Source organism: Streptomyces rubrogriseus (assembly GCF_027947575.1).
Classification (GTDB): domain Bacteria; phylum Actinomycetota; class Actinomycetes; order Streptomycetales; family Streptomycetaceae; genus Streptomyces; species Streptomyces rubrogriseus.
Map to the genome: position 1 here is coordinate 4,743,940 of NZ_CP116256.1, position 20,743 is coordinate 4,764,682.

Sequence of the window (20,743 nt, forward strand, 5' to 3'; positions counted from 1 at the left end):
CGGTCATGATCGCGCATGCCCGGCAGCACTGTCACCGGGTACGGCTCGCCGGGTCGTGGTCCGTCACCGCCGCGGTGAACCGCTCCGCGAGGGCGGCGGCAGCGGCACGCAGTTCCTTTCCGCCCTCGATGCGGAAGGCGAAGGGCACCCCCGCCAGCCACTCCTGCGCGTACATGTCCGGGTTGCGGGTGCTGCCGAGAAGGACGCAGCCGTCTCCCAGCGGTTCGAGCCGTCCCATGGGCGGGCGGATCCAGGGGGCGACCTCGGCCGGCGGGACGTCGAAGACCACACGGGTGGCGAACTCCCATCCGGTGCCCAGGTTCTCCTCCAGCACCGCCACCGGGTCGAAGTCCACCGGCGCGTCGAATCCGCGGCCGGTGCCGTGGACCTCGCCGATCCGGTCGACCCGGTAGGTGCGGACGGCGTCGGCGCGGTGGGAGTGGCACAGCAGGTACCAGCGCCCGTGGCGGACGACGAGGGACCAGGGATCCGCCTCCTCCTCCCAAGCGTTGCCGGCCTCGCTGCGGTAGGCGAGCCGCACGCGGCGCCGGTGCGCGACGGCCTCGACGAGGGAACTGGTCACGGCCGGATCGGGGTGGGCCGCCAACGGGTCGGGGGCGGCGGCCGCGTACTCCCGCAGCAGTGCCGCCTGCCGGCCGACGCTCTCCGGCAGCGCCTTGACGACCTTGCCCAGTGCGGTTCCGACGAGGTCGTCGGCGTCGGCCACGGCAGGCCGGCCGCCGAGTGCCGCCATGACCAGGCCGAGGGCCTCGGCCTGCGTGAAGTGCACGGGCGGCAGTCTCGTCCCGCGTCCCAGTCGGTATCCGCCGTGCGGTCCGCGGGCCGACTCCACGGGGATGCCCGCCTCCTTGAGGATCCCCACGTACCGGCGCGCCGCTCGCTCGGTCACGCCCAGCCGCACGGCGAGTTCGTCGGCCGTCGTGGTGGGGCGGGTCCGGAGGATCTCCAGGGCGCGCAGCGCTCGCGCGGTGGGGCCGGGGTCGTTGGGCACGGGAGCAGGGTAGTCGGCGCGGCGCGGGCGCGGCGGTGGTCCGGCGACGGTGGTGGGTGGCCCGTAGCCGGTGGCGGTGGCCCGTAGCCGGTGGCGGTGGCCCGTAGGCGGTGGCCGGTCGTCGGTGGCCGGTCGTCGGTGGCCGGTGGTCGGTGGTCGGTGGTCGGTGGTCGGTGGTCGGTGAAGCAAACCGGCAGTGGATCGTCCGGATCTCCTCCTACCGTGGGGCCACGCAGACGAAGGGAACCGATCATGGACATCGTGCTCATCGGCGGCCTGTGGCTGAACGGATCCGTGTGGGAGGGCGTCGCGTCCACACTGGAGTCGCTCGGCCACCGTCCGGTGCCGCTCACGCTCCCGGGGCAGGGAGACGGCGCGGCGACCGCCACGCTGGACGATCAGGTGACCGCGGTGCTGGCCGCGGTGGACGCCGCGCCCGGCAGGCCCATGGTGGTGGGGCACTCCGCGGCCTGCGCGCTGGCCTGGCTGGCGGCCGACCGGCGGCCGGAGCGGCTGGCCAAGGTCGCGCTCATCGGAGGCATCCCGACCCCCGACGGCCGGGCTTACGCGGACTTCTTCGAGATCAGGGACGGCGTGATGCCCTTTCCGGGCTGGGAGCCCTTCCAGGGGCCCGATGCCGCCGACCTCGACGAGACGGCGCGGCACGAGTTGGCGGCGGGCGCGATCCCGGTGCCCGAGGCCGTGGCCCGGGGCGTGGTGCGACTGTCCGACGAGCGCCGCTACGAAGTGCCGGTCGTGGTCGTGTGCCCCGAGTTCACGCCCGCGCAGGCGCGGGAGTGGATCGGCGCGGGCGACGTTCCGGAACTCGCCCGGGCCAAGCACGTCGACTTCGCGGACATCGACTCGGGCCACTGGCCCATGATCACCAAGCCTGCCGAGCTGGCCCGGATCCTGGCCGCGGCGGCCGAGGAGAACTGACGGTCGCCACGCCCCGGTGGGCCAGGGTCCGGGCTCAGTGGAGGCAGAGGCAGAACGGATGACCGGCCGGGTCCGCGTAGACCCGCCAGTTGGCGCCCGGGCGGAGCTGGTCGGTCCGCTCCAGGACGGTCGCACCGAGTGCGAGGGCCCGCTTCTCCTCGCCTTCGAGGTCGTCGACGTCGAAGTCCAGATGGAGCTGCTGGGGGTGGTCCTGACCGGGCCATTCGGGCGCCCGGTAGCCGTCCACCCGCTGGAAGGCCAGCGGCGTCCCCTCGAAGCCGTGCACCTCCAGCCAGTCGGAGTCGTCCGGATCCGCGACCACCCGCCCGCCGAGCAGCTCCGCGTAGAACGACGCGAGCCGTACCGGGTCCGCGCAGTCCAGCGCGACCGCCTGCAGCTTTCGAATCACGTCCGACACTCCTCGCTCTTCGGGCCCTCTCGTTACGCCCTTGTACCGGAACGTCCTACCCGGGGCGGCGGCGGGCATGCGCGACGCCGGGCCGCACCGGATCCTTCTTCTCCCCCTTCATGCACTTGGTGTTGCACGCACTGCGTGCATAATGGGTGCAAGGGCATGTCGAGGAGCCGTCGAAGAACCGGGGAGAGGACACCTGCCGTGAGTGACGCACTGGATCCCGAGGTACTGGACGCAGCCGTCGAGAACGTCCACCGCGCCGGAATGCCGGGCCTGTTCGCCGAGGTGCGGGACGGCGACCAGGTCTGGCGGGGCGCCGCCGGGGTCGCCGACGTCGACACCGGCCGCCCGGTCACCGCCGACCTGCGCCACCGGGTCGGCAGCATCACGAAGACCTTCACCGCCGCCGCGGTCCTGCAGCAGGTCGAGCAGGGGCGGATCGGTCTCGACGCGCCGATCGGCCGCTACCTTCCGGGGCTTCTTCCCGACGGACGCGGCGAGGCCGTCACGGTCCGCATGCTGATGAACCACACCAGTGGTCTCGCCGAGTACCTGCCCCACGCCTACTCGTCCCTCGAGGCGTTCCCCGCCCTCGCGGACACCAGGCCGCAGAGCCTGGACGACCACCGCTTCACCCGGTTCGACCCCGCCGAGCTGATCGCACTCGGCGTCGCCGCACCCGCCGTCGGCCCCCCGGGCGGCACTCCGGGCCTGTACTCGAACACCAACTACCTGATCCTGGGCAAGCTCCTGGAAGAGGTGACCGGCACCAGCGCCGAGCGCTGCATCACCCGGAACGTCATCGAGCGCGCCGGACTCCGGGACACCGAGCTGCCCACCGGGCCCTACCTGGGCGAGCCGCACTCGCGCCTCTACGAGTCCTGGTTCGGCATGATCGACCCACCGCGCGACTACAGCGTGTACGACATGTCGTGGGTGGGGCCGTCGGCGTCGCTGATCTCCACCGTCTCGGACCTCAACCGCTTCTTCGGGATGCTGCTGGCCGGCGAGATCGTGAGCCCGTCGTCGCTGGCGCAGATGCGGCGTACCGTGCCGGTGGTCTCCCAGGAAGGGCGGACCATCGAGTACGGCCTCGGCCTGCACCCGACACATGCACCCGGTCAGGACACCTTCTGGGGCCACGGCGGCACGGCCTGGGGCGCCGGGGCGCTGGCCGCGATCAGCGCCGACGGCAGGCGCCGCGTGGCCGTCGCGGTGAACCTCCAGAGGTGGAACGCGCTCGACTCGGCGGGCAGGCCGCGGCCCCATCCCATCGACGACGCGCTCGCGGACTTCCACCGCGTGGCGATGTACGGCTGACCAAGGCGCGCCGACCCGAGGCGTCAGCCCGTGCGCAGGACCCGCAGGCGGCCGGGGTCAGCCGGATCCCGGTCCACGACCTGCACCGGCGCCCAGGCCCACTGCCACACGCCGATGTCGGGCGTCCGGGAGAACCGGATCCGCCCCCGGGTGCCCTCCACCGAGACGCTCGCCCAGGATTCGGGGGTCCACGCCCGGTCCGGGCCGTGCGAGCGCAGCATGTCGGCGAGGACCGTCACCGTGTCGTATCCCTCGAAGGCGACGAAGGAGGGCGCTTCGGCCAGCCGCTCGCGCAGCGCCGTTGCGACCCGTTCACCGAGCGGGCCCAGGCGTTCGGGCAGGTAGCGCAGGAAGGGAACCGCGGCGCCGTCCGTGCCCAGCGCCGTCGCCCATCCGGTGAACTCCGGCTGCCCGGCCGGGGCACCGATCGTGATCCCGGCCAGGCGCCGGTCCCGGCGCACGGAGCGGACGATCGACACGGCCGGCTCGGGGTGACCGACCAGGAGGAGGAGGGCGGTCGCGTGCAGGTCGGCGAGCGTGTCGCACACCGACGCGGCGGTCGAGCCGCGCACGTCGACGTCGAGGACGGTGCCGTCGTGCGGCGCGAGGTGGTCCCGCAGGATGCGGGCGCCGCACGCCCAGTAGACGCTGCTCGGGTCGATGGCCACGGCGATGCGGCGGGGGCCCGCGGCGAGGAGGTGGTCCGCGTAGATCCGCCAGCCGTGGGACTGCGCCGGGGCGAGCCGTGCGACCCACGGCGTCGGCTGTTCGGTGAGCGCGTCGAGCACGGCCGAGGCGCACAGGAACGGCACGCCCAGGGCATCGGCCCTGGCGGCGGCGGCACGCGCGACGACGCTGTGGTACTCCCCCGCCACGGCGGCCACGCCCAGCCCGGCGAGTTCCTCCACGGCCGCCGCGGCCCGGTGGGGATCGGCCGCGGTGTCCCGCACCACCAGCGCCACTGGCCTGCCCATGATGCCACCGGCCTCATTGACTTCGCGTACGGCCAGTTCCATCCCGGCGAGCAGGTGCCGGCCCGCCTCGTCCCAGCCCGGCCGGGTCAGCGGCACGAGCGCACCGATCCGGACGTGCCCGTTCGTCTCGTCCCGCCCCGGCAGAGTCTCTTGGGTGACCATGCCGGCCATTGCATCCACCCCCGCCGCCGCCGGCAACCGATTATGCGTTCCGCGAGCCCCTGATCAGGTTGCCGCTACGCCGCTGCTTCCGGAGGTCCACCGGAGGCTTCGGCGAAGTCGGTTCGGTCGGCGGGGAGTTGTGGCAGTATCCGCTGTCATGTCGCCGCTTGGCACGTCCCTGCCCGCCCCGTGGTCGCACCGGGCCGGTCGTCGTCTGTTCGTGGTGTTGCTCGTGCTGCTCCTGGCGGTGGGCATGCCGGCGGGTGAGTCCGGTGCGGCAGCCGGGGCCGGCGGGTCCGCGGCGACGCCCGATCGCGCCCGCTACGACGTGGACCTGCGCTCCGACACCGACGGCGGCCACTGGACGGGGCGGCAGCGAGTCTCCTTCCGCAACGCGTCCGAACGGCCGCTGCGCGAGGTGTACCTGCGCCTGTGGGGCAACGGCGAGGACGGGTGCGGCACACCCGGTGCGCCCTCGCCCGTCGTCGTGTCGGGGCTGCGCGGCGGGACGGCGGACCCGCTCACGGTGAACTGCACGGCTCTGCGCATCGCCCTGCCGAAGCCCCTCGCGCACGGGGAGCGGGCGTCCGTGGCCTTCGACGTCTCCATCACGGTGCCCGACCGCAACGCCCGCTTCGGCCGCGAGGGCGCCTTCCGCTTCCTCGGCAACGCCCTGCCGGTGCTCGCCGTGCACGACGCCGAGGGGTGGCACCTCGACCCGTACGTGGCCGTCGGCGAGAGCTTCTACGCCCTCGCCGGTGACTTCAGGGTCCGCCTCGACCACCCGTCGGACATGGCGGTGCCCGCGACGGGCCGCACCAGGACCCGCCCGGGGGCCCCGGGACGTTCGGTGACCCTCAGCCTCGCGGAGCGCGTGCGGGACTTCGCCTGGGCCGCGGGACCGTTCCGCACGGCGGCCCGGACCACGCCCGGGGGTGTGCGCGTGAAGTCGTTCTGGGCGCCCGGCACACCCGCCGCGGGCGTCCGCCTCGCCCGCGCGGAAGCCGTCGCCGCCGTCGACCGGTTCGGCCGCGAGTTCGGCCGCTATCCGTACGGCGAGGTCGATCTCGTGATGACCAGCGGGTTCGGTGGCGGTATGGAGTATCCCGGCCTCGTCCTGCTCGGCACCACCGAGGAGGGCAACGCCGTCGTCCACGAGCTGGCGCACCAGTGGTGGTACGGCATCGTCGGCAACGACGAGTACGCCTCGCCGTGGCTGGACGAGAGCTTCGCCCAGTACGCCAACTTCCGCTTCTACGGCCTGGAGACCCGCGACTGCTGGTCGGACGTCTACTGGCCCGACGACGGCACCGAGCTGACCGCCTCCATGGACTACTGGTCGCGGCACCGCGGCGAGTACCACCTCGTCTACACGGCCGGGCCCTGCGCCCTGGCCGACCTGGAACGCACCCTCGGCGCCGACGCCATGGCCCGGCTCCTCAAGCGCTACGCCCGGGACCACTGGTACGGCGTCTCCACCACCGAGGACTTCAAGCGGGCGGCCCAGTCCATGACGGACGAGGACCTCGGCCCCTTCTGGGAGAGCCACCGCATCCGGTGACGGGGCCTCAGGTGACGTCCAGGTCGGCGTACAGCATGTCGTGGTCCGAGTGCGCCGTACGGACCACGCGGTGCTCGCGCGGGGCGATGCCGCGCAGGAAGACGTAGTCGAACTTGCTCTGCCAGTCCGTGGTCGGCTCGCAGGTTCCGCCGGGCGCGGGGTGGCACTGCGGGTCGGTGTCGGTGGCCAGGGACCACATGGGGTCGAGCTCGGAGGCTTCCGGTACGGCGTTGAAGTCGCCGACGACTATGGCGTGTTGGTGCCGGGCGACTTCCCTGGCGAGTACGCGGACCTGGTCCGTCCTGAACTCCTCCTGACGGCGCTGGGCGAGGTGTGTGTTGAACACGCGGACGGACCGGCCGCCCACCTCGGTGGTGACCGCGAGGTATCCGCGGTCCTCGGAGCCGCCGTCGGGGTACTCGACGTTGACCGCGTCCGTGATCGGCGCCGCCGAGAGGATGGCCTGGCCGAAGCCCCCGGGGTTCCACGGCGCTCCCCCGCAACGGCCCCAGTTCTGCAGGACCGATCCGTGTGCGACGTGGTAGACGAGCCCGTGGAAGGCCTCCAGGTAGTCCCGGATCCGGTCGACGTCACGTGCGCAGGCTTCCTGCATGCCGATGACCTGGGGCGCGTGCGCGGCTATCTCCGCGGCCCGGTCGAGGTTGCTCGCGTCGCAGGGGTTGCACAGGTTCCACGTCATGACCCGGTCGGGTACGACGTCCTTGACGGCTTCGGCGGGCAGCGACCTGCCGGACAGGGCACCGCCGGGGGCACTGGGCCCCACCAGTGCCACGCAGGCCAGCGCCACCGCGCAGACCAGCAATCGCGAGCCGCCCCATTTGAGCACCGCCGCCTCCTCGGTGTGGACACACATGGCAACCGCCGTTCCCACGGACGAGGTTATGGCACCGCGGGACAGGCCCCGGCACCGCCCGGCGCCCGCCTCGTCCGGAGCCCCGGGAGCGGCCGACACCACGCCCGAGCCCTGAGCCACAACCACGGGTTGGGCAGCCCTATGCTCGCCCCCATGGATACCGAGGCGGTGCGATCGTTCGTCCGCGCGGCCGAGCTGGGGCAGCTGCGGCACGCGGCCGACGAACTCGGCGTGACGCAGCAGGCCGTCTCGAAACGGATCACGGCCCTGGAGCGCTCACTGGACGTCCGGTTGTTCACCCGCACCCCCCGAGGGGTCGAGCTGACGCTGGACGGGCAGGCCTTCCTGCCGCACGCCCGGAACATCGTCGCGAACGTCGACCGCGCCGTCACCGCGATCCGGCGAGGGTCGCGGGCGCTGCGGATCGACGTCCTCGGCCTGCGGTCCGCGCAGGCCGTCGTCCTGCACGACTACTGGCGCTCACATCCCGGAACCGCACTCGACGTGGTGACGCTCAAGGTCGACGACCCGCGTCTCGCGGTGGCCGCCGTGCGGGCGGGCGACGTCGACGCCTCGTTCCGCTCGGTCACCGACCCGGCCGCGCTGCCGCCCGAGGTGCGGATGATCCACGCGTTCCACTCCCCGCTGGAACTCGTCGTCGGTCCGAGACACCCGCTCGCCTCCGCGCGCACCGTGACACCGGCCCGGCTGCGCGGGCACCGGATCTGGGTGCCCGGTATCGCGCCGGGCAGCGAATGGGCGGAGTTCTACGAGCAGCTCACCGCCGAGTTCGGCCTCCGGGTGGACGCCGCGGGCCCCAACTTCGGCAACGAGGTACTCCTCGACATCCTCGCCGACTCCGACGACGTGGCCACCCTCGTGGGCTCGCGCGACCGGTACGTCTGGCCGACCGGCCACGATCTGCGCCGCATCCCGATCGCGGGTCCGACGCTCGCCTACCCGCTCTCGCTCCTCCTCCCCCGGGACAATCCGCACCCGGGGCTCCGGGCGGTCGTCAACCACTTCGCGAACCTGGCTCCGCTGCCCGAGGACACCTGGCTGCCCTCCTGGGCGACGGACCGGCCGGAGTAGAGCCCGCCGGCCCACCGGCCGAAGGCCCGCGGCACCGGCACGATCCGGCCGGGCCCGTGCTACTGGCCCACGATCGCCTCGACGATGCGCATCAGCCGCTCCCCGGCCCGGTCGATGCTTCCGTTCTGCGTGCTGACCTGCGCCCCTTCGAGGACGAAGGTGATCTGGGCCGCGACCTGTTCGGGGTCGGACATCCCCGCCTCGGCACACATGCCGACCAGCCTGCGGGTCTGGCGGGCCTTGTGCTCCTCGACCACCCTTCGCGCGGGGTGGGAGCGGTCGGGCAGCTCGGCGAGGGAGTTGATGAAGGGGCAGCCCCGGTGCGAGAGCCCCGGCAGCCCGTCGGCGATGAAGCGGGCGAGGCCCAGGATCTGCTCCCGGGGCCGGCCGGGATGTTCGGCCTCGACGCGGTCGAAGGCCGCCTGGTACTCGGCGGCCAGGATCCGCAGCCATTCGGCGACCAGTGCGTCCTTGGTCTCGAAGTGCCGGTAGATCGCCATCTTGGTGGTCTCGGCCCGCTTGGCGATCGCCTGGACCCCCACGCGCCGGATGCCCTCGCTCTGGAAGAGCTCCTCGGCCGCGTCGAGGATGCGCTCGCGGGGCGGCAGCTTCGCCACTCTGCCCGGCCTGGCGGCGGTCGATGTCATGCCTGCTCCGTGGTGTCCGGTGTTCCGGTCGATGGGGGCCCTTCGCTCCTCTGTTACGGTACCAGCCTGTCCCACTCGATACCGATCGGTATCGAGTGGGACTCAGAGGTATCTTCCGACGTCCCTAGGAGTGACAGTGAAAGTGTCCGAGTACGTGCGCCACGACGCGGTGGGGCTCGCGGAACTGGTGGCCAAGGGCGAGGTGACCGCCGCCGAGGTGGAGGCCGCCGCACACGAGGCGGTGCGGCGGGTCAACCCGCGGATCAACGCCGTCGTGGAGACCTGGCCGGCCGACGACCGGCCCGCCCCGGGCAGCACGCCGCTGGCCGGCGCGCCCTTCCTGATCAAGGACTTCGGGGTCGCCATGGCGGGCCGGCGCACGGAGTTGGGCAGCCGACTCGCGGCCGGGCACGTCTCCCGTTCCGACTCCTTCCTGATGCGCCGCTTCCGCCGCGCGGGCCTCGTGACCCTCGGGCGCACCGCGACACCGGAGCTGGCCTACAGCATCACCACGGAGCCGGTGCTGTACGGCCCGACCCGCAATCCGTGGGACCCCCGGCGCGGCGCCGGGGGATCCAGCGGTGGCGCGGCCGCGGCCGTGGCGGCCGGAGCGGTCCCCCTCGCCCACGCGACCGATGCCGCCGGATCGCTGCGCATCCCCGCCGCGTACAACGGCCTCTTCGGGCTGAAGCCCACCCGCGGCCGGGTCTCCATGGGCCCCGCTCTCGACGAGGGATTCAACGGCCTGGCCGTCCAGGGCGGTGTCAGCCGCACCGTACGGGACAGCGCGGCGCTGCTCGACCTGATACGCGGCCCGGAGCCGGGCGACCCCTACTTCGCCGAGCAGCCGTCCCGCTCCTACGCGGAGGAAGTCACGCGCCCGCCGGGCTCGCTGCGGATCGGGGTCCTGGCGCGGGCCTGGGGCGGGCGCCCCACCGCCGCCCCGGTGGCCGAGGCGCTGGAGCGCACCGTGCGGCTGCTCGAATCCCTCGGGCACCGCACGGAGGAGGTCGCGGTCGGCCTCGGCGCCGACTGGGAGGAGTTCGTGCTGGCCAACGCCCGTCTGTCGACCGCGAACATCGCGGCCTCGGTCGACGACCTGTCGGCGGCGCTGGGCCGGCCCGTCGACTCCTCGTCCCTCGAACCGGCGACGCTGGCCGCCCACCGCTACGGGCAACGGGTCAGCGGCCCGCAGTTCGTCACCGCCCTCGCGATCCGCAACCGCGTCGCCCGGAGCCTGGCGCGGTACTTCGGCACCTACGACCTGCTGCTCACCCCCACCCTGCCGGAGCCGCCCCCGCAGCTGGGCGCCTACGGCGCGGGCGCGGAGGCGCTCGACGGGCTCGGCTGGATCGAACGGCTCAACGACCACTCCCCGTTCACCATGGCGTTCAACGTGGCGGGCACACCCGCCATGTCCGTGCCGGTGACGGCCGACACCGGCACCGGACTCCCGGTCGGAATGCAGTTCGCCGCCGGTTACGGCCTCGAAGGTCTCCTCTTCCGCCTGGCCGGCCAGCTCGAACAGGCACAGCCGTGGTCGGACCGCATCCCCGCCGTGTGGGCGGGAGACTCTCCCGTTCCGCCGAGCCATCCGCTGGGGGGATAGGAGTCGGGCAGGCAGTGCGGCGCGGGTGCGGGTGCGGGTGCGGAAAATCGGGGTGCCCGCCCGCGCCCGGGGCGTTATCTTCGAGGCATGAACGTCATCGGCAGGAACATCTTCGCGACCGCGCGAGCGACCAGCTCGCCGGTTGCCGCCGCCTGACCTTCCCCCTTTCCCACCGGCGACCGGAAACGGTTCGTCGGTGGTTCACGTGGCGCTCCGCCACCTTCGCCCAGGTGCGAGGACCGCACGGTTCCGTTCTCCGGTCCCCCTCCCGCCTCGAAGCGAAGGAGTCACCCCATGGACACCGAGCGCGTCCTGAGCACGTTCGTCGAGTACTACGAGGATCAGGGCCATCGCCGGATCACCGGCTCGACACTGCTGCCCGAGCCGGGCGATCCCGTGCTGTTCACCAGCGCCGGCATGCATCCGCTCACCCCGTACCTGGAGGGCCGCCCCCACCCGCTGGGCCGGCGGCTGGTCAACGTACAGCGCTGTCTGCGCACCACGGACCTGGACGAGGTCGGGGACGGCACGCATCTGACGGTCTTCGAGATGCTCGGCACGTGGTCGCTGGGCGACTACGAGGGCTCGCGAAGCCTCGACTGGGCCCACCGGCTGCTCACCGAGGGCCTCGGGGTCGACCCGGGCCTGCTGCACGCCACCGTGTACGGGGGCGGTGAGCAGGTCGGACCGGACGACGAGTCGCTGCGGCTGTGGCGGGAGCGCGGCGTTCCCGTGGAGCCGACGGTGGACGACAACTGGTGGTCCAACGGGCCGGTGGGCCCCTGCGGGCCCGACTCGGAGATCTTCCTGTGGAGCGGTGACACCCCGCCCCGGTCCACGCCCACCGGCGACGACCGCTGGGTGGAGGTGTGGAACCACGTGATGATGCGCCACCGCCGACTGGACGACGGCCGCCTCGTGCCGCTTGGGCAGCGCAACGTCGACACCGGCCTGGGCCTGGAGCGCCTGGCCATGCTCCTGCAGGGCAAGTCCTCGGTGTTCGAGTGCGACGTCTTCGAGCCGTGGCGACGGCTGCTGCCCACCCTGTGGCCGCTGGACGAACCGTCGTTCCGGGTGGTCTGCGACCACCTCCGGTCGGCCGTCGTGGTCGTCGGCGACGGCGTCCGCCCGTCCAACACCGGCCAGGGTTACGTGCTGCGGCGCCTGGTGCGGCGGCTGCTCACCGTGCTGTGGCGGGAGGATCCCTCGCGCGGGCTCGGTGACCTGCCGGACGAGTTGGTCACGCACACCCTGGACCACTTCCGGCAGGACGGCGACCCCGGCCTCCCCGGCCTCGTGCGGCGCCTGCTGGTGGAGGAGGAGCGCCGGTTCCGGCGGCTCCTGGAACGCGGCCGGAACGTGCTCGCCCGGCCCCGCTTCCGGGGCCCGCTGGGAGAGGAGGACTTCCACTACCTCCATGACACCCACGGTCTGCCGCGCGAGCTGGTGACGAGCCTGCGCGAGGGCGAGTGTCCGCGATCGGGAGGCGTGGGCGCCGTTCGGCCGTGACGCGCCGTCACCCGGTGCGGCGCGTGGGGCGCCGGTGGCGCTGGACGGCTCCGTAGGTCTCTTCGAGGGCGGTCGTCGCCGCGTCGTAGGAGCGCTGGGCGACGCCGACGAAGAGACAGTCGATGACGGCCAGTTGGGCGATGCGGCTGACGGTCGCTCCGGAACGGAACGGCGTTTCCCGGGCACAGGTCGTCAGCACCAGGTCGGCGCCGGTCGCGAGCGTGGAGCCCGGGTCGTTGGTCAGGGCGATGGTGGTGGCTCCGCGTTCGGCCGCGGCCTGGAGGGGCTCGGTGGTGTCCTCGGTCTCCCCGGAGTGGGAGACGGCGAGGGCCACGTCGCCGGGCCCCAGCAGGGCGGTCGCGGTGAGCGCCGCGTGCCGGTCGCTCCAGATGAAGGCCATCCGGCCTATGCGGTGCAGCTTCTGGTGCAGGTCCTGGCCGACGAACGCGCTGGCCCCCACGCCGAAGATGTCGACCCTGCGGGCCTTGGCGACCGCGTCCACCGCCCGGCCAAGGGCGTCGACGTCGAGTGCGGCGCCCGAGTCCTCCAGGGCCCGCACCTCGTTGTAGATGATCTTGCTGACTATCCGGTCCAGCGAGTCCGTCGGACTGATGTCGGTGCCGCCCTGCGCCGCCCGCTCGCCGCCCAGCGCGTGCTCCCGCGCGGCGGCGGCCGCCAGCGCCAGGCGCAGCTGGGGGTAGTTGCCCGTGCCGATCGTGCGGCAGAACCTCATCACGGTGGCCGCCGAGGTGCTCGCCCGCTCCGCCAGCGCGTGGATGGACAGTTCCGCGACCTGACCCGGGTCGGCGAGGACCGCGTCGGCCACCCGCCGCTCCGAGGGTGCCAGGGAGGGCCGGGCGGCGCGGACGCGCGTGAGGATGTCGGCGAGCGGGGCGTCCTGGGCGGACGGCTCCGGCACGCGGGACGAGGACTGGCGGACCATGGCCCCTCCTGGAAGTGGTGAGCACAGGCCTGGAAGTGGTGAGCACAGGGTAATGGGGTGACCCGAGGGGGTCAAAAAGTTACGCACCGACCAACACGACGTTACTTATTGACATCCGGAGGGCGGCGTTCCCATACTCGGACGGCGATCCGCACCGGTCACCGACGACCTGGTGGCTCTCGACGTGCCGGGTCACTCGGGCAAAGGGCGAGCCGTATGACTTCAGTAGTGGCGGTAGATCTCGGGAAGACCGGTTGCCGCGCCATGCTGTGGAACAGCGCCGACCCGTCACGGGCCGTCAGCTCCGTGGCCGGTGCTCCCGGTCTGGCGGCGCCCGACGGCGTGGCCGCGGCGCGTGCGGCCGTGCGCGCCGCCGTCGAGCCGCTCCTTCGGGAACCGGGCGGTGACCGGCCCGAGTCCGTCCTCGTGGGCGCCGCCGGAGCGGCTTCGGCGCCCGCGGCCGCCCGGTCCCTGGTGGATGCCCTTCTGGAGGATCTGCCCGTCCGGGAGGCGGCTGTCACCAGCGACGCCGTCACCGCACACGCCGGCGCGCTCGGCGGCCGGGCCGGGGTGGTGCTCGCGATCGGCACCGGGTCGGTCGCCGTCGGCATCGGCGCCGACGGGACGTACGCACGCGTCGACGGCTGGGGCCCGCTGCTCGGTGACGACGGCGGCGGTGCCCGGATCGGCACGGCCGGGTTGCGCGCGGCCCTGCGGGCCCACGACGGGCGGGGCCCGGACACCGTGCTGCTGGACGCCGCCGCCGGCCTCTTCGGTGACCTCGAACGGCTGCCGGTGACCGTCGGACGGGACGGCAATCCCGCCCGTACGGCCGCCACGTTCGCCCCCGAGGTGGCCCGCGCCGCCGAGGCCGGGGACTCCGTCGCCTCGGCGATCGTCCGGGACGCGGCCGCCGCCCTGGCCGAGACCGCGCTCGCGGCGGCCGGCCGGATCGCCGCGGGCGGCGAGCCGCTGCCGACGGCCGTCACCGGTGGGCTGACCGGTCTCGGCCCGGCCCTGATGGCTCCGCTGACCGCCGCCCTCGCCGGTTCCGGACTCCCCGTGCGGCTCACGTCCGCGCTCGGCGATCCCCTGGACGGGGCCCGCCTGCTGGCGCTGGACCACGCGACCCCTCACACCGCCCTCGTCGTCCGCGTCCGCCGGACGGCCGCCAACCCCCCTCTCCCCGCGCCGGCGACCCCACCGGCCAGTGTCTAGGAGCAAGCGTGCGCCAGCTCGACCTCGTGGTGATCGTGGTCTATCTGATCGGGATCGCCTGGATCGGCCTGCGGAAGGCAGGCCGGCAGAAGTCGGCGAAGGACTACTTCGTCGGTGAAGGCCACATGCCGTGGTGGACGGTCTCCTTCTCCGTCGTCGCCACGGAGACCAGTGTGCTGACGGTGATCAGCGTCCCCGGCGGCGCCTACAGCGGCCAGGGGTTCGGCAACGTCGAACTCGCCCTGGGCTACGTCGTCGGACGCGTCGTCGTGGCCACGGTGCTGATCCCCCTCTACAAGCGCGGCGGCTTCGTCAGCGCCTACCAGTACCTGGGCGACCGGTTCGGGCTGAAGCTGCAGGGGCTCGCCTCGGTGACCTTCGTGTTCACCCGGCTCCTGGCCGAGGGCGTGCGGCTGTTCGCCTCCGCCATCCCGATCAAGCTGCTGCTCGACGAGTTCGGTGTGCACGCGAGCTACCGCGCGATCATCATCGTGATCACCCTCATCACCGTGGTCTACACGTACCTGGGCGGCATCAAGGCGGTCATCTGGACCGACGCCATCCAGATGGTCCTCTACCTCGGCGGCGCGGTCCTCGCCGTGGCCGTGCTCTCCGCCCACGTCGGCGGTGACGGCTACGCGCGCGCCCTGGACGCCGGGAAGTTCGCGCTCTTCGACACCGACTTCGACCTCGCCCACATCCTCACCAGTCCGTTCGCCCTGCCCACGGCCATCGTCGGCGGCGCCATCTTCGCCATGGCCTCGCACGGCTCCGACCAGCTGATCGTCCAGCGCGTGCTGGCGACGCGGACGCTGCGCGAGGGCCAGAAGGCCATGATCGCCTCGGGTGTCTTCGTCACCGTCCAGTTCGCCGCGTTCTCCCTCGTCGGCGCGCTGCTGTGGTCGTACAACGAGGGCAGGTCCTTCGCGGAGCTGGGCCTGTCCAGCTCGGACAACCTCTACCCCGAGTTCATCCTGCACGGTCTGCCCGTGGTGGTCTCGGGACTGCTGGTGGCCGGCATCCTGGGCGCCGCGATGGGCTCGCTGTCCTCGGCGCTGAACTCCATGTCGAACTCGACGGTCGCCGACATCATCCACAGCTTCTTCCGCAGTACACCGTCCGAGGAGGCGCTGCTCAGGCTCGCCCGCTGGATGACGCTGGTGTGGGCGACGCTCATGGCCGTCTTCGCCTGCGCCTTCAGCGCGAGCACGGGCAACGTGTACCTGACCGGTCTGACCATCGCCGGCTACACCTACGGCGCGCTGCTCGGCGCCTTCCTGCTGGGGCGGCTCGTCAAACGGGCCAACGAGGTCGACTCCGTCGTGGCCTTCCTGGTCACCATCGGGGTGATGACGTACATCGTGCGCGGGGTGAAGATCGACGTCACCACCGGCGGGACCACGGTGTCCCAGGCGATCGCGGCCCAGTGGCTGGTGCCGATCGGCGTACTGATCACCTTGCTCGTCGGCGGTGTGCTGAGCCTGTTCCACCGGGCGCCGGAGCCCTCGGCGGCCCCGGCGCTCGACGACGAGCCCGGCGCCGGACCCGACCAGCTGACCACGACGGCCGGCCGGAACTGACCGCGTCCGGCCCGCTCAACCCTCGCAGGAGTACATCGTGCGTGTGATCGGCCTGATGTCAGGCACGTCCTACGACGCCATCGAGGCGGCCGCCGCGGACCTCGAACTGCGGGGCGAGGCCCTGGTGATGCGCCCGCTCGGCCATCTCTCCGCCCCCTACCCGGACGGGCTGCGGGACCTGATCGCGGGCAGCCTGCCACCGGCGGCGGCGACGGTCGGGACCGTGGCCCGGCTCGACACCGGCATCGGGCAGGCTTTTGCCGACGTGGCCGTACGGGCGGTGCGCGAGCTGTGCGGGGGCGCCGCCGATCTGGTGGTCTCGCACGGGCAGACCGTGTACCACTGGGTGGAGGACGGTGCCGTGCGCGGCACCCTCCAGCTCGGCCAGCCCGCCTGGATCGCCGAGGCGACCGGTCTGCCCGTCGTGTCCGACCTGCGCGGCAGGGACGTCGCGGCCGGCGGTCAGGGGGCGCCGCTGGTGGCCATGACCGACGTGCTGGCCATGGCGGCACTGCCCGGCGTCCCCGCCGCCCTCAACCTCGGGGGGATCGCCAACGTCACCGTCGTCGCCCCGGGCGCCGAGCCGCTGGCCTTCGACACCGGCCCGGCCAACGCGCTGATGGACGCCGCCGTACGGCACTTCACCGGCGGTGCGGCCGCCTACGACGAGGACGGGCGCCGGGCCGGGGCCGGCCGGGTGGATCCGGGGCTGTTGCGGGTGCTGCTGGACGACCCGTACTACGGCAGGCCGGCTCCGAAGAGCACCGGCAAGGAGCAGTTCCACCTGCCCTATCTGCAGGCTGCGCTCGCCGTGGCGCCCGTGGCGGAACCCGACGACGTCCTGGCCACCCTGGCCCGGCTCACCGCCGTCACGGTGGCCGACGCCTGCCGGGCGCACGGCGTGACGCGGCTCGTCGTGTCCGGCGGTGGCGCGCGCAACCCCGTGCTGATGGGCATGATCGCCGAGGAGCTGCCGGGGGTGGCCCTCGGTTCCAGCGACGCGCTCGGGCTGCCGTCCGACGCCAAGGAGGCACTTGCCTTCGCCCTCCTGGGCTTCCTGACCGTCAACGGCCTGCCCGGGGCGATCCCCTCGGGGACGGGTGCTCGCCGGGCGTCACTGCTCGGCAGCATCACGCCCGGGCGGGAGCCCCTGCGGCTGCCCGAGCCGGCCGGTGAGCCGCCCCGGGTGCTGCGCGTCGTCGGCGGGCCCTGAGCACTTCTGGGGGCGGGGGACGCCTCAGCCGAGGTCGCCGGTGCGGGCCCGCCGCCACAGGTCGACGTCACCGTCGACGACCGCGTACTCGTCGATCTCGGCCAGTTCGTCGTCGCCGAAGGACAGGTTGGCCAGGGCGGCGACGTTCTCCTCCAGCTGCTCGGGCCGGGAGGCACCGATCACCAGCGAGGTGACGCGCGGGTCGCGCAGCGCCCAGGCGAGCGACATCTGCGCCAGGCTCTGGCCCCGGCGGGCGGCGATGTCGTTCAGGGCGCGCAGCCGCCGGACGGTGTCCTCGGTGAGCCAGCCGGTCGCGAAGGACTTGCCCTGGGTGGCGCGGGACCCCTCGGGCACACCGTCGAGATAGCGGCCGGTGAGCAGCCCCTGGGCCAGCGCGGTGAACCCGATGACGCCGAAGCCCTCGTCGGCGGCCGCGTCGAGCAGGCCCTCGGTCTCGATCCACCGGTTGAGCATGTTGTACGACGGCTGGTGGATCAGCAGCGGTGTGCCCAGGTCGCGGAGGATCGCCGCGGCCTGCCGGGAGCGCTCGGCGTCGTAGGAGGAGATGCCGACGTAGAGCGCCTTGCCCTGCCGCACCGCCGTGTCCAGCGCCGTCATGGTCTCCTCCAGTGGGGTGGAGGCGTCCAGGCGGTGGGAGTAGAAGATGTCGACGTAGTCGAGACCGGTCCGCTTCAGTGACTGGTCGAGCGAGGCGAGCACGTATTTGCGGGAGCCGCCGCCCTGGCCGTACGGGCCGGGCCACATGTCCCACCCGGCCTTGGTGGAGACCACCAGCTCGTCGCGGTACGGCGCCAGGTCCTGCCGCATGATCCGGCCGAAGTTGATCTCGGCCGACCCGTAGGGCGGACCGTAGTTGTTGGCGAGGTCGTGGTGGGTGATACCTAGGTCGAAGGCGCGCAGGGCGATCCGCCGCTGGGCCTCGAACGGCTTGTCGTCGCCGAAGTTGTGCCAGTAGCCCAGGGAGAGCGCGGGCAGGTCGAGCCCGGAGCGTCCGGTGCGGCGGTAGAGCATGCTGCCGTCGTAGCGGCTGGGGTCCGCGATGTGGTTCATGGGGGTTCTCCGGCGGGGAAGCGGGTCGGGCGGCCCGCGCCGCGTGACCGTCCGGCCACGGCGGCATCGCGGGCGCCGTCAGTTTCTCACCGTCGTCGGCGGGGTGATCCACCTGGTCGCACTCGTCCCGTCCGGCGTCGCGGTCCCCGGCGGACCGCCGGCGGTCAGGTGGAGATGGTGGTGACCGCTTCGACTCCGTAGGTGCGCGCGTAACCGTTTTCCGTGCCCACCAGGAGGTCGACGACCTCGAAGTACCGGTCCCAGAAGGGCGTCTCGCGCAGGGCGTCGACGAGGAGCTGATAGGCGTGGTGGTCGTCGGCCTCCCAGACCCACACGTCGGTGACGCGGGCGGAGTAGAACTCCGTGTCGTAGAAGCGTGACCGGACGCCGGTGGTCCTGGCCCTGACGACGGGGACGACCTCCGTGGTGAAGGCGTGCACCCGCTCCTCGACGGTCAGGGCGAGCCACTCGGGTGTGGTCTTGACGAGCATGAACGCGGTGACCGGGGTGTGGGCCGTCTCTTCGGGCATGGTTGCTCCTTGTTTCGGGGCGAGAGTGGGTGTGCGGGGATGGCCGGAGTGCGGGGGTGAGGAGTCAGGACAGGACCACGGGCGCGAGGGTCCGGGCGACCCAGTCCTCGAAGGTGGTCGGGGTGGCCGTGTCCGGGGTGCGGGCGACGCCCGCGTCGAGGCCGTCGTCCTTGGCCCGCTTCATGTCGACGACGCCGTCCACGAACTCCCGGTCGAGGCCGTGGCCGACGAGGGTGGTGCGCAGGTCGTCGAACGCCTGGCGTTCGTAGCGGACGGGGCGGCCGAGCTGTTCGGTCATGATGCGGGCCATGTCGTTGGGCGACAGGTCCCGCGGCCCGAGCACCGGGACGCTGCCGGTGCCGGTCCAGGACCGGTCGAGCAGGAGGCCGGCGGCCACGGCGGCGATGTCGGCGACGGCCACGAGGGGGGCCTTGCGCTCGGCGTCGACGACGTCGGTGAAGCAGCCGCGCTCCCGGATCGAAGCGGCCTCCTCCAGCAGGTTCTCGAAGAACGACGGGCTCGCCAGGGCCCGGTGGGCGACGCCGGTTTCCGCGATGAGGTCGTCCACGGCGAGGGACGCGGTGACGAGCCCCGCCCGGGCCGCGACCGGGGTGCCGCGGCCGAGTGCGGAGACGCCGACGACATGGCCGACACGGTGTGCGGCGAGCGCGTTCGCCGCGGGCCGGGTGAAGCCCCGGTAGGCGTCGTCCGGGGCGCGGGAGGCGTCCGGCGGGACGAGCCAGAAGACGGCATCGGCGCCGTCGAAGGCACGGTCGACGACTGCGGGGTCACCGTGCGAGCCGGTGACCACCTCGACGCGCTCACGCACCGGGTCGGCCAGGCGTGCGGGGTCGCGCACGATCACGCGCAGTTCCTCGCCCCGGGCGGGGGCGGACTCCAGGAGCAGGGGCAGCAGCCGGCGCCCGATGTTCCCGGTGGGGGCAGTGATGACGATCATGAAAACCTCGTGGGTCGTTCCGTTCGGGTACGCCCACATCCTGCGGAGCCGCGCGGTGTTGCCACAATGGGAACTTCAGCAAGGGATTGTTGCCCAGAACGGAATGACACTGGTGAACAGCACAGATCGGATCGCGCCGGTCATCGACGCCAACCTCGCCGTGGCGCTCGACGCCCTGCTGGCCGAGCAGAGCGTCACCCGCGCCGCCGCCCGCATGCGCACCTCCCCCGCCGCCATGAGCCGCACCCTCGGCCGCCTCCGCCGTCTCCTCCAGGACCCCCTGCTGGTCCGGGCGGGGCAGACCATGGTGCCGACCCCGAGGGCGCTGGCCCTGCGGGACGAGGCCGCCACCGTCGTACGCCGGCTCGGCGCGCTGCTGACCCCGGCCACCGGCGTCGACCCGGCCACCCTGCGCAGCACCTTCAGCATCCAGGCCGCCGACCTGGTCGGCGCGGCCCTCGCCACCGGGCTGCTGACGCTGGCCGGACGGGAGGCGCCGGGGATCTCGCTGCGGTTTCGGGCCGAGGAACTGGAGGCCGGACCGGCCCTGCGCGACGGCCGGGTGGACCTGGAGGTCGGGGCGATCGACCACGTGGACCCCGAGACGCAGGTCGAGGAGCTGGTCACCCTGCGGATGACGGCGGCCGTCCGGCCCGGTCACCCGCTCACCGAAGGGCCTCTGACCGCGGCGCGGTTCGCCGCCGCCGAGCACGTCGGAGTCAGCCGCCGCGGCCGGTTCGACGGTCCGGTCGACGCCGCCCTCGCCGAGCACGGCCTCAGCCGCCGGGTCGCCGTCGTCCTGCCGGGGCATCTGGCCGCCCTGTCCCTCGCCGCCCGCACCGACGTCGTCGCGCTGGTGCCCGCCGCGCCGGACGGCGACTCCTCACCCGGCCCGCTCACCGAACAGGCCTCGGTCCTCGGACTGCGCCTCCTCGACATCCCGCTGCCACTGCCGCCGGTGACCATCGGCATGGCCTGGCATCCCCGGCACACGGCCGACGGCGCGCACCACTGGCTGCGCGCCGCGGTCCGCCGGGTGCTGTGCGCCGAGCCGTCCGGCGGGCGCGGGTAGCCGGGGCGCGGGCGGGACAGGGCGCCGATCCGTCTTCCCCACGG

19 protein-coding genes are annotated in these 20,743 nt (G+C 73.1%); 10 read left to right on the forward strand and 9 right to left on the reverse strand.

Annotated elements, in window-relative coordinates:
• Positions 1-31: 31 nt before the first annotated feature.
• Positions 32-1,012 (reverse strand): helix-turn-helix transcriptional regulator, encoded by a 981-nt coding sequence (locus Sru02f_RS21725; protein ID WP_109032361.1) that lies wholly within the window; start codon positions 1,010-1,012, stop codon positions 32-34.
• 252 nt (positions 1,013-1,264) lie between these two features.
• Between Sru02f_RS21725 and Sru02f_RS21730 the strand changes: the two genes are divergently transcribed.
• Entirely contained in the window at positions 1,265-1,951 is a 687-nt protein-coding gene (locus Sru02f_RS21730; protein ID WP_109032360.1) for an alpha/beta fold hydrolase, read from the forward strand.
• A gap of 34 nt (positions 1,952-1,985) precedes the next feature.
• On the opposite strand, the gene Sru02f_RS21735 is transcribed toward Sru02f_RS21730, so the two are convergent.
• Positions 1,986-2,360: a VOC family protein gene (locus tag Sru02f_RS21735; protein WP_167469563.1), complete on the reverse strand. Its 375-nt coding sequence runs from the start codon at positions 2,358-2,360 to the stop codon at positions 1,986-1,988.
• 165 nt (positions 2,361-2,525) lie between these two features.
• Here Sru02f_RS21735 and Sru02f_RS21740 point away from each other — a divergent pair, with 165 nt between their 5' ends.
• Positions 2,526-3,686 carry a serine hydrolase domain-containing protein gene (locus Sru02f_RS21740; protein ID WP_167469562.1) on the forward strand — a complete coding sequence of 387 codons (1,161 nt, stop codon included), beginning with the start codon at positions 2,526-2,528 and terminating at the stop codon, positions 3,684-3,686.
• A 23-nt stretch (positions 3,687-3,709) separates the two neighbouring features.
• Here Sru02f_RS21740 and Sru02f_RS21745 read toward each other — a convergent pair whose 3' ends face one another.
• The gene (locus tag Sru02f_RS21745; RefSeq protein ID WP_109032357.1) at positions 3,710-4,831 is read right to left on the reverse strand and encodes an ABC transporter substrate-binding protein; all 1,122 of its coding nucleotides are present in this window, start codon (positions 4,829-4,831) and stop codon (positions 3,710-3,712) included.
• Between the two features lie 148 nt (positions 4,832-4,979).
• Here Sru02f_RS21745 and Sru02f_RS21750 point away from each other — a divergent pair, with 148 nt between their 5' ends.
• A complete protein-coding gene (locus Sru02f_RS21750; RefSeq protein ID WP_109032356.1) occupies positions 4,980-6,383 on the forward strand; it encodes a M1 family metallopeptidase in 1,404 nt (467 codons plus the stop codon).
• A gap of 7 nt (positions 6,384-6,390) precedes the next feature.
• Here the strand turns inward: Sru02f_RS21750 and Sru02f_RS21755 are convergent, their stop codons facing one another.
• The gene (locus tag Sru02f_RS21755; RefSeq protein ID WP_174855097.1) at positions 6,391-7,257 is read right to left on the reverse strand and encodes an endonuclease/exonuclease/phosphatase family protein; all 867 of its coding nucleotides are present in this window, start codon (positions 7,255-7,257) and stop codon (positions 6,391-6,393) included.
• 153 nt (positions 7,258-7,410) lie between these two features.
• Here Sru02f_RS21755 and Sru02f_RS21760 point away from each other — a divergent pair, with 153 nt between their 5' ends.
• Positions 7,411-8,349: a LysR family transcriptional regulator gene (locus Sru02f_RS21760; protein WP_167469561.1), complete on the forward strand. Its 939-nt coding sequence runs from the start codon at positions 7,411-7,413 to the stop codon at positions 8,347-8,349.
• 59 nt (positions 8,350-8,408) lie between these two features.
• On the opposite strand, the gene Sru02f_RS21765 is transcribed toward Sru02f_RS21760, so the two are convergent.
• Complete coding sequence (locus Sru02f_RS21765) at positions 8,409-8,996, reverse strand: TetR/AcrR family transcriptional regulator (RefSeq protein ID WP_109032353.1); 588 nt, start codon at positions 8,994-8,996, stop codon at positions 8,409-8,411.
• 136 nt (positions 8,997-9,132) lie between these two features.
• On the opposite strand from Sru02f_RS21765, the gene Sru02f_RS21770 reads away from it, so the two are divergent.
• Positions 9,133-10,605, forward strand: a complete 1,473-nt coding sequence (locus Sru02f_RS21770) for an amidase (protein WP_109032352.1) — start codon at positions 9,133-9,135, stop codon at positions 10,603-10,605.
• Positions 10,606-10,899: 294 nt separating this feature from the next.
• On the forward strand, positions 10,900-12,114 hold the full coding sequence (locus tag Sru02f_RS21775) for an alanine--tRNA ligase-related protein (protein WP_109032351.1): 1,215 nt from the start codon (positions 10,900-10,902) through the stop codon (positions 12,112-12,114).
• A gap of 7 nt (positions 12,115-12,121) precedes the next feature.
• On the opposite strand, the gene Sru02f_RS21780 is transcribed toward Sru02f_RS21775, so the two are convergent.
• A complete protein-coding gene (locus tag Sru02f_RS21780) occupies positions 12,122-13,057 on the reverse strand; it encodes a MurR/RpiR family transcriptional regulator (RefSeq protein WP_109032350.1) in 936 nt (311 codons plus the stop codon).
• A 264-nt stretch (positions 13,058-13,321) separates the two neighbouring features.
• On the opposite strand from Sru02f_RS21780, the gene Sru02f_RS21785 reads away from it, so the two are divergent.
• The 3 genes from Sru02f_RS21785 to Sru02f_RS21795 are packed head-to-tail and all read left to right on the forward strand — an operon-like array spanning position 13,322 to position 17,068.
• Positions 13,322-14,275, forward strand: a complete 954-nt coding sequence (locus Sru02f_RS21785) for a BadF/BadG/BcrA/BcrD ATPase family protein (protein ID WP_373103513.1) — start codon at positions 13,322-13,324, stop codon at positions 14,273-14,275.
• A gap of 8 nt (positions 14,276-14,283) precedes the next feature.
• Positions 14,284-15,855, forward strand: coding sequence for a sodium:solute symporter (locus tag Sru02f_RS21790; protein ID WP_109032347.1), 1,572 nt, complete (start codon positions 14,284-14,286; stop codon positions 15,853-15,855).
• A gap of 37 nt (positions 15,856-15,892) precedes the next feature.
• A complete protein-coding gene (locus Sru02f_RS21795; RefSeq protein ID WP_109032346.1) occupies positions 15,893-17,068 on the forward strand; it encodes an anhydro-N-acetylmuramic acid kinase in 1,176 nt (391 codons plus the stop codon).
• Positions 17,069-17,092: 24 nt separating this feature from the next.
• Here Sru02f_RS21795 and mgrA read toward each other — a convergent pair whose 3' ends face one another.
• The 3 genes from mgrA to Sru02f_RS21810 form a co-directional block, all read right to left on the reverse strand.
• Positions 17,093-18,139: an L-glyceraldehyde 3-phosphate reductase gene (gene mgrA / locus Sru02f_RS21800; protein WP_109032345.1), complete on the reverse strand. Its 1,047-nt coding sequence runs from the start codon at positions 18,137-18,139 to the stop codon at positions 17,093-17,095.
• 164 nt (positions 18,140-18,303) lie between these two features.
• Positions 18,304-18,669 (reverse strand): darcynin family protein, encoded by a 366-nt coding sequence (locus Sru02f_RS21805; protein ID WP_109032344.1) that lies wholly within the window; start codon positions 18,667-18,669, stop codon positions 18,304-18,306.
• Between the two features lie 64 nt (positions 18,670-18,733).
• Positions 18,734-19,627: an NAD(P)H-binding protein gene (locus Sru02f_RS21810; protein ID WP_109032343.1), complete on the reverse strand. Its 894-nt coding sequence runs from the start codon at positions 19,625-19,627 to the stop codon at positions 18,734-18,736.
• 103 nt (positions 19,628-19,730) lie between these two features.
• On the opposite strand from Sru02f_RS21810, the gene Sru02f_RS21815 reads away from it, so the two are divergent.
• Positions 19,731-20,699 carry a LysR substrate-binding domain-containing protein gene (locus Sru02f_RS21815; protein WP_174855096.1) on the forward strand — a complete coding sequence of 323 codons (969 nt, stop codon included), beginning with the start codon at positions 19,731-19,733 and terminating at the stop codon, positions 20,697-20,699.
• Positions 20,700-20,743: the final 44 nt, after the last annotated feature.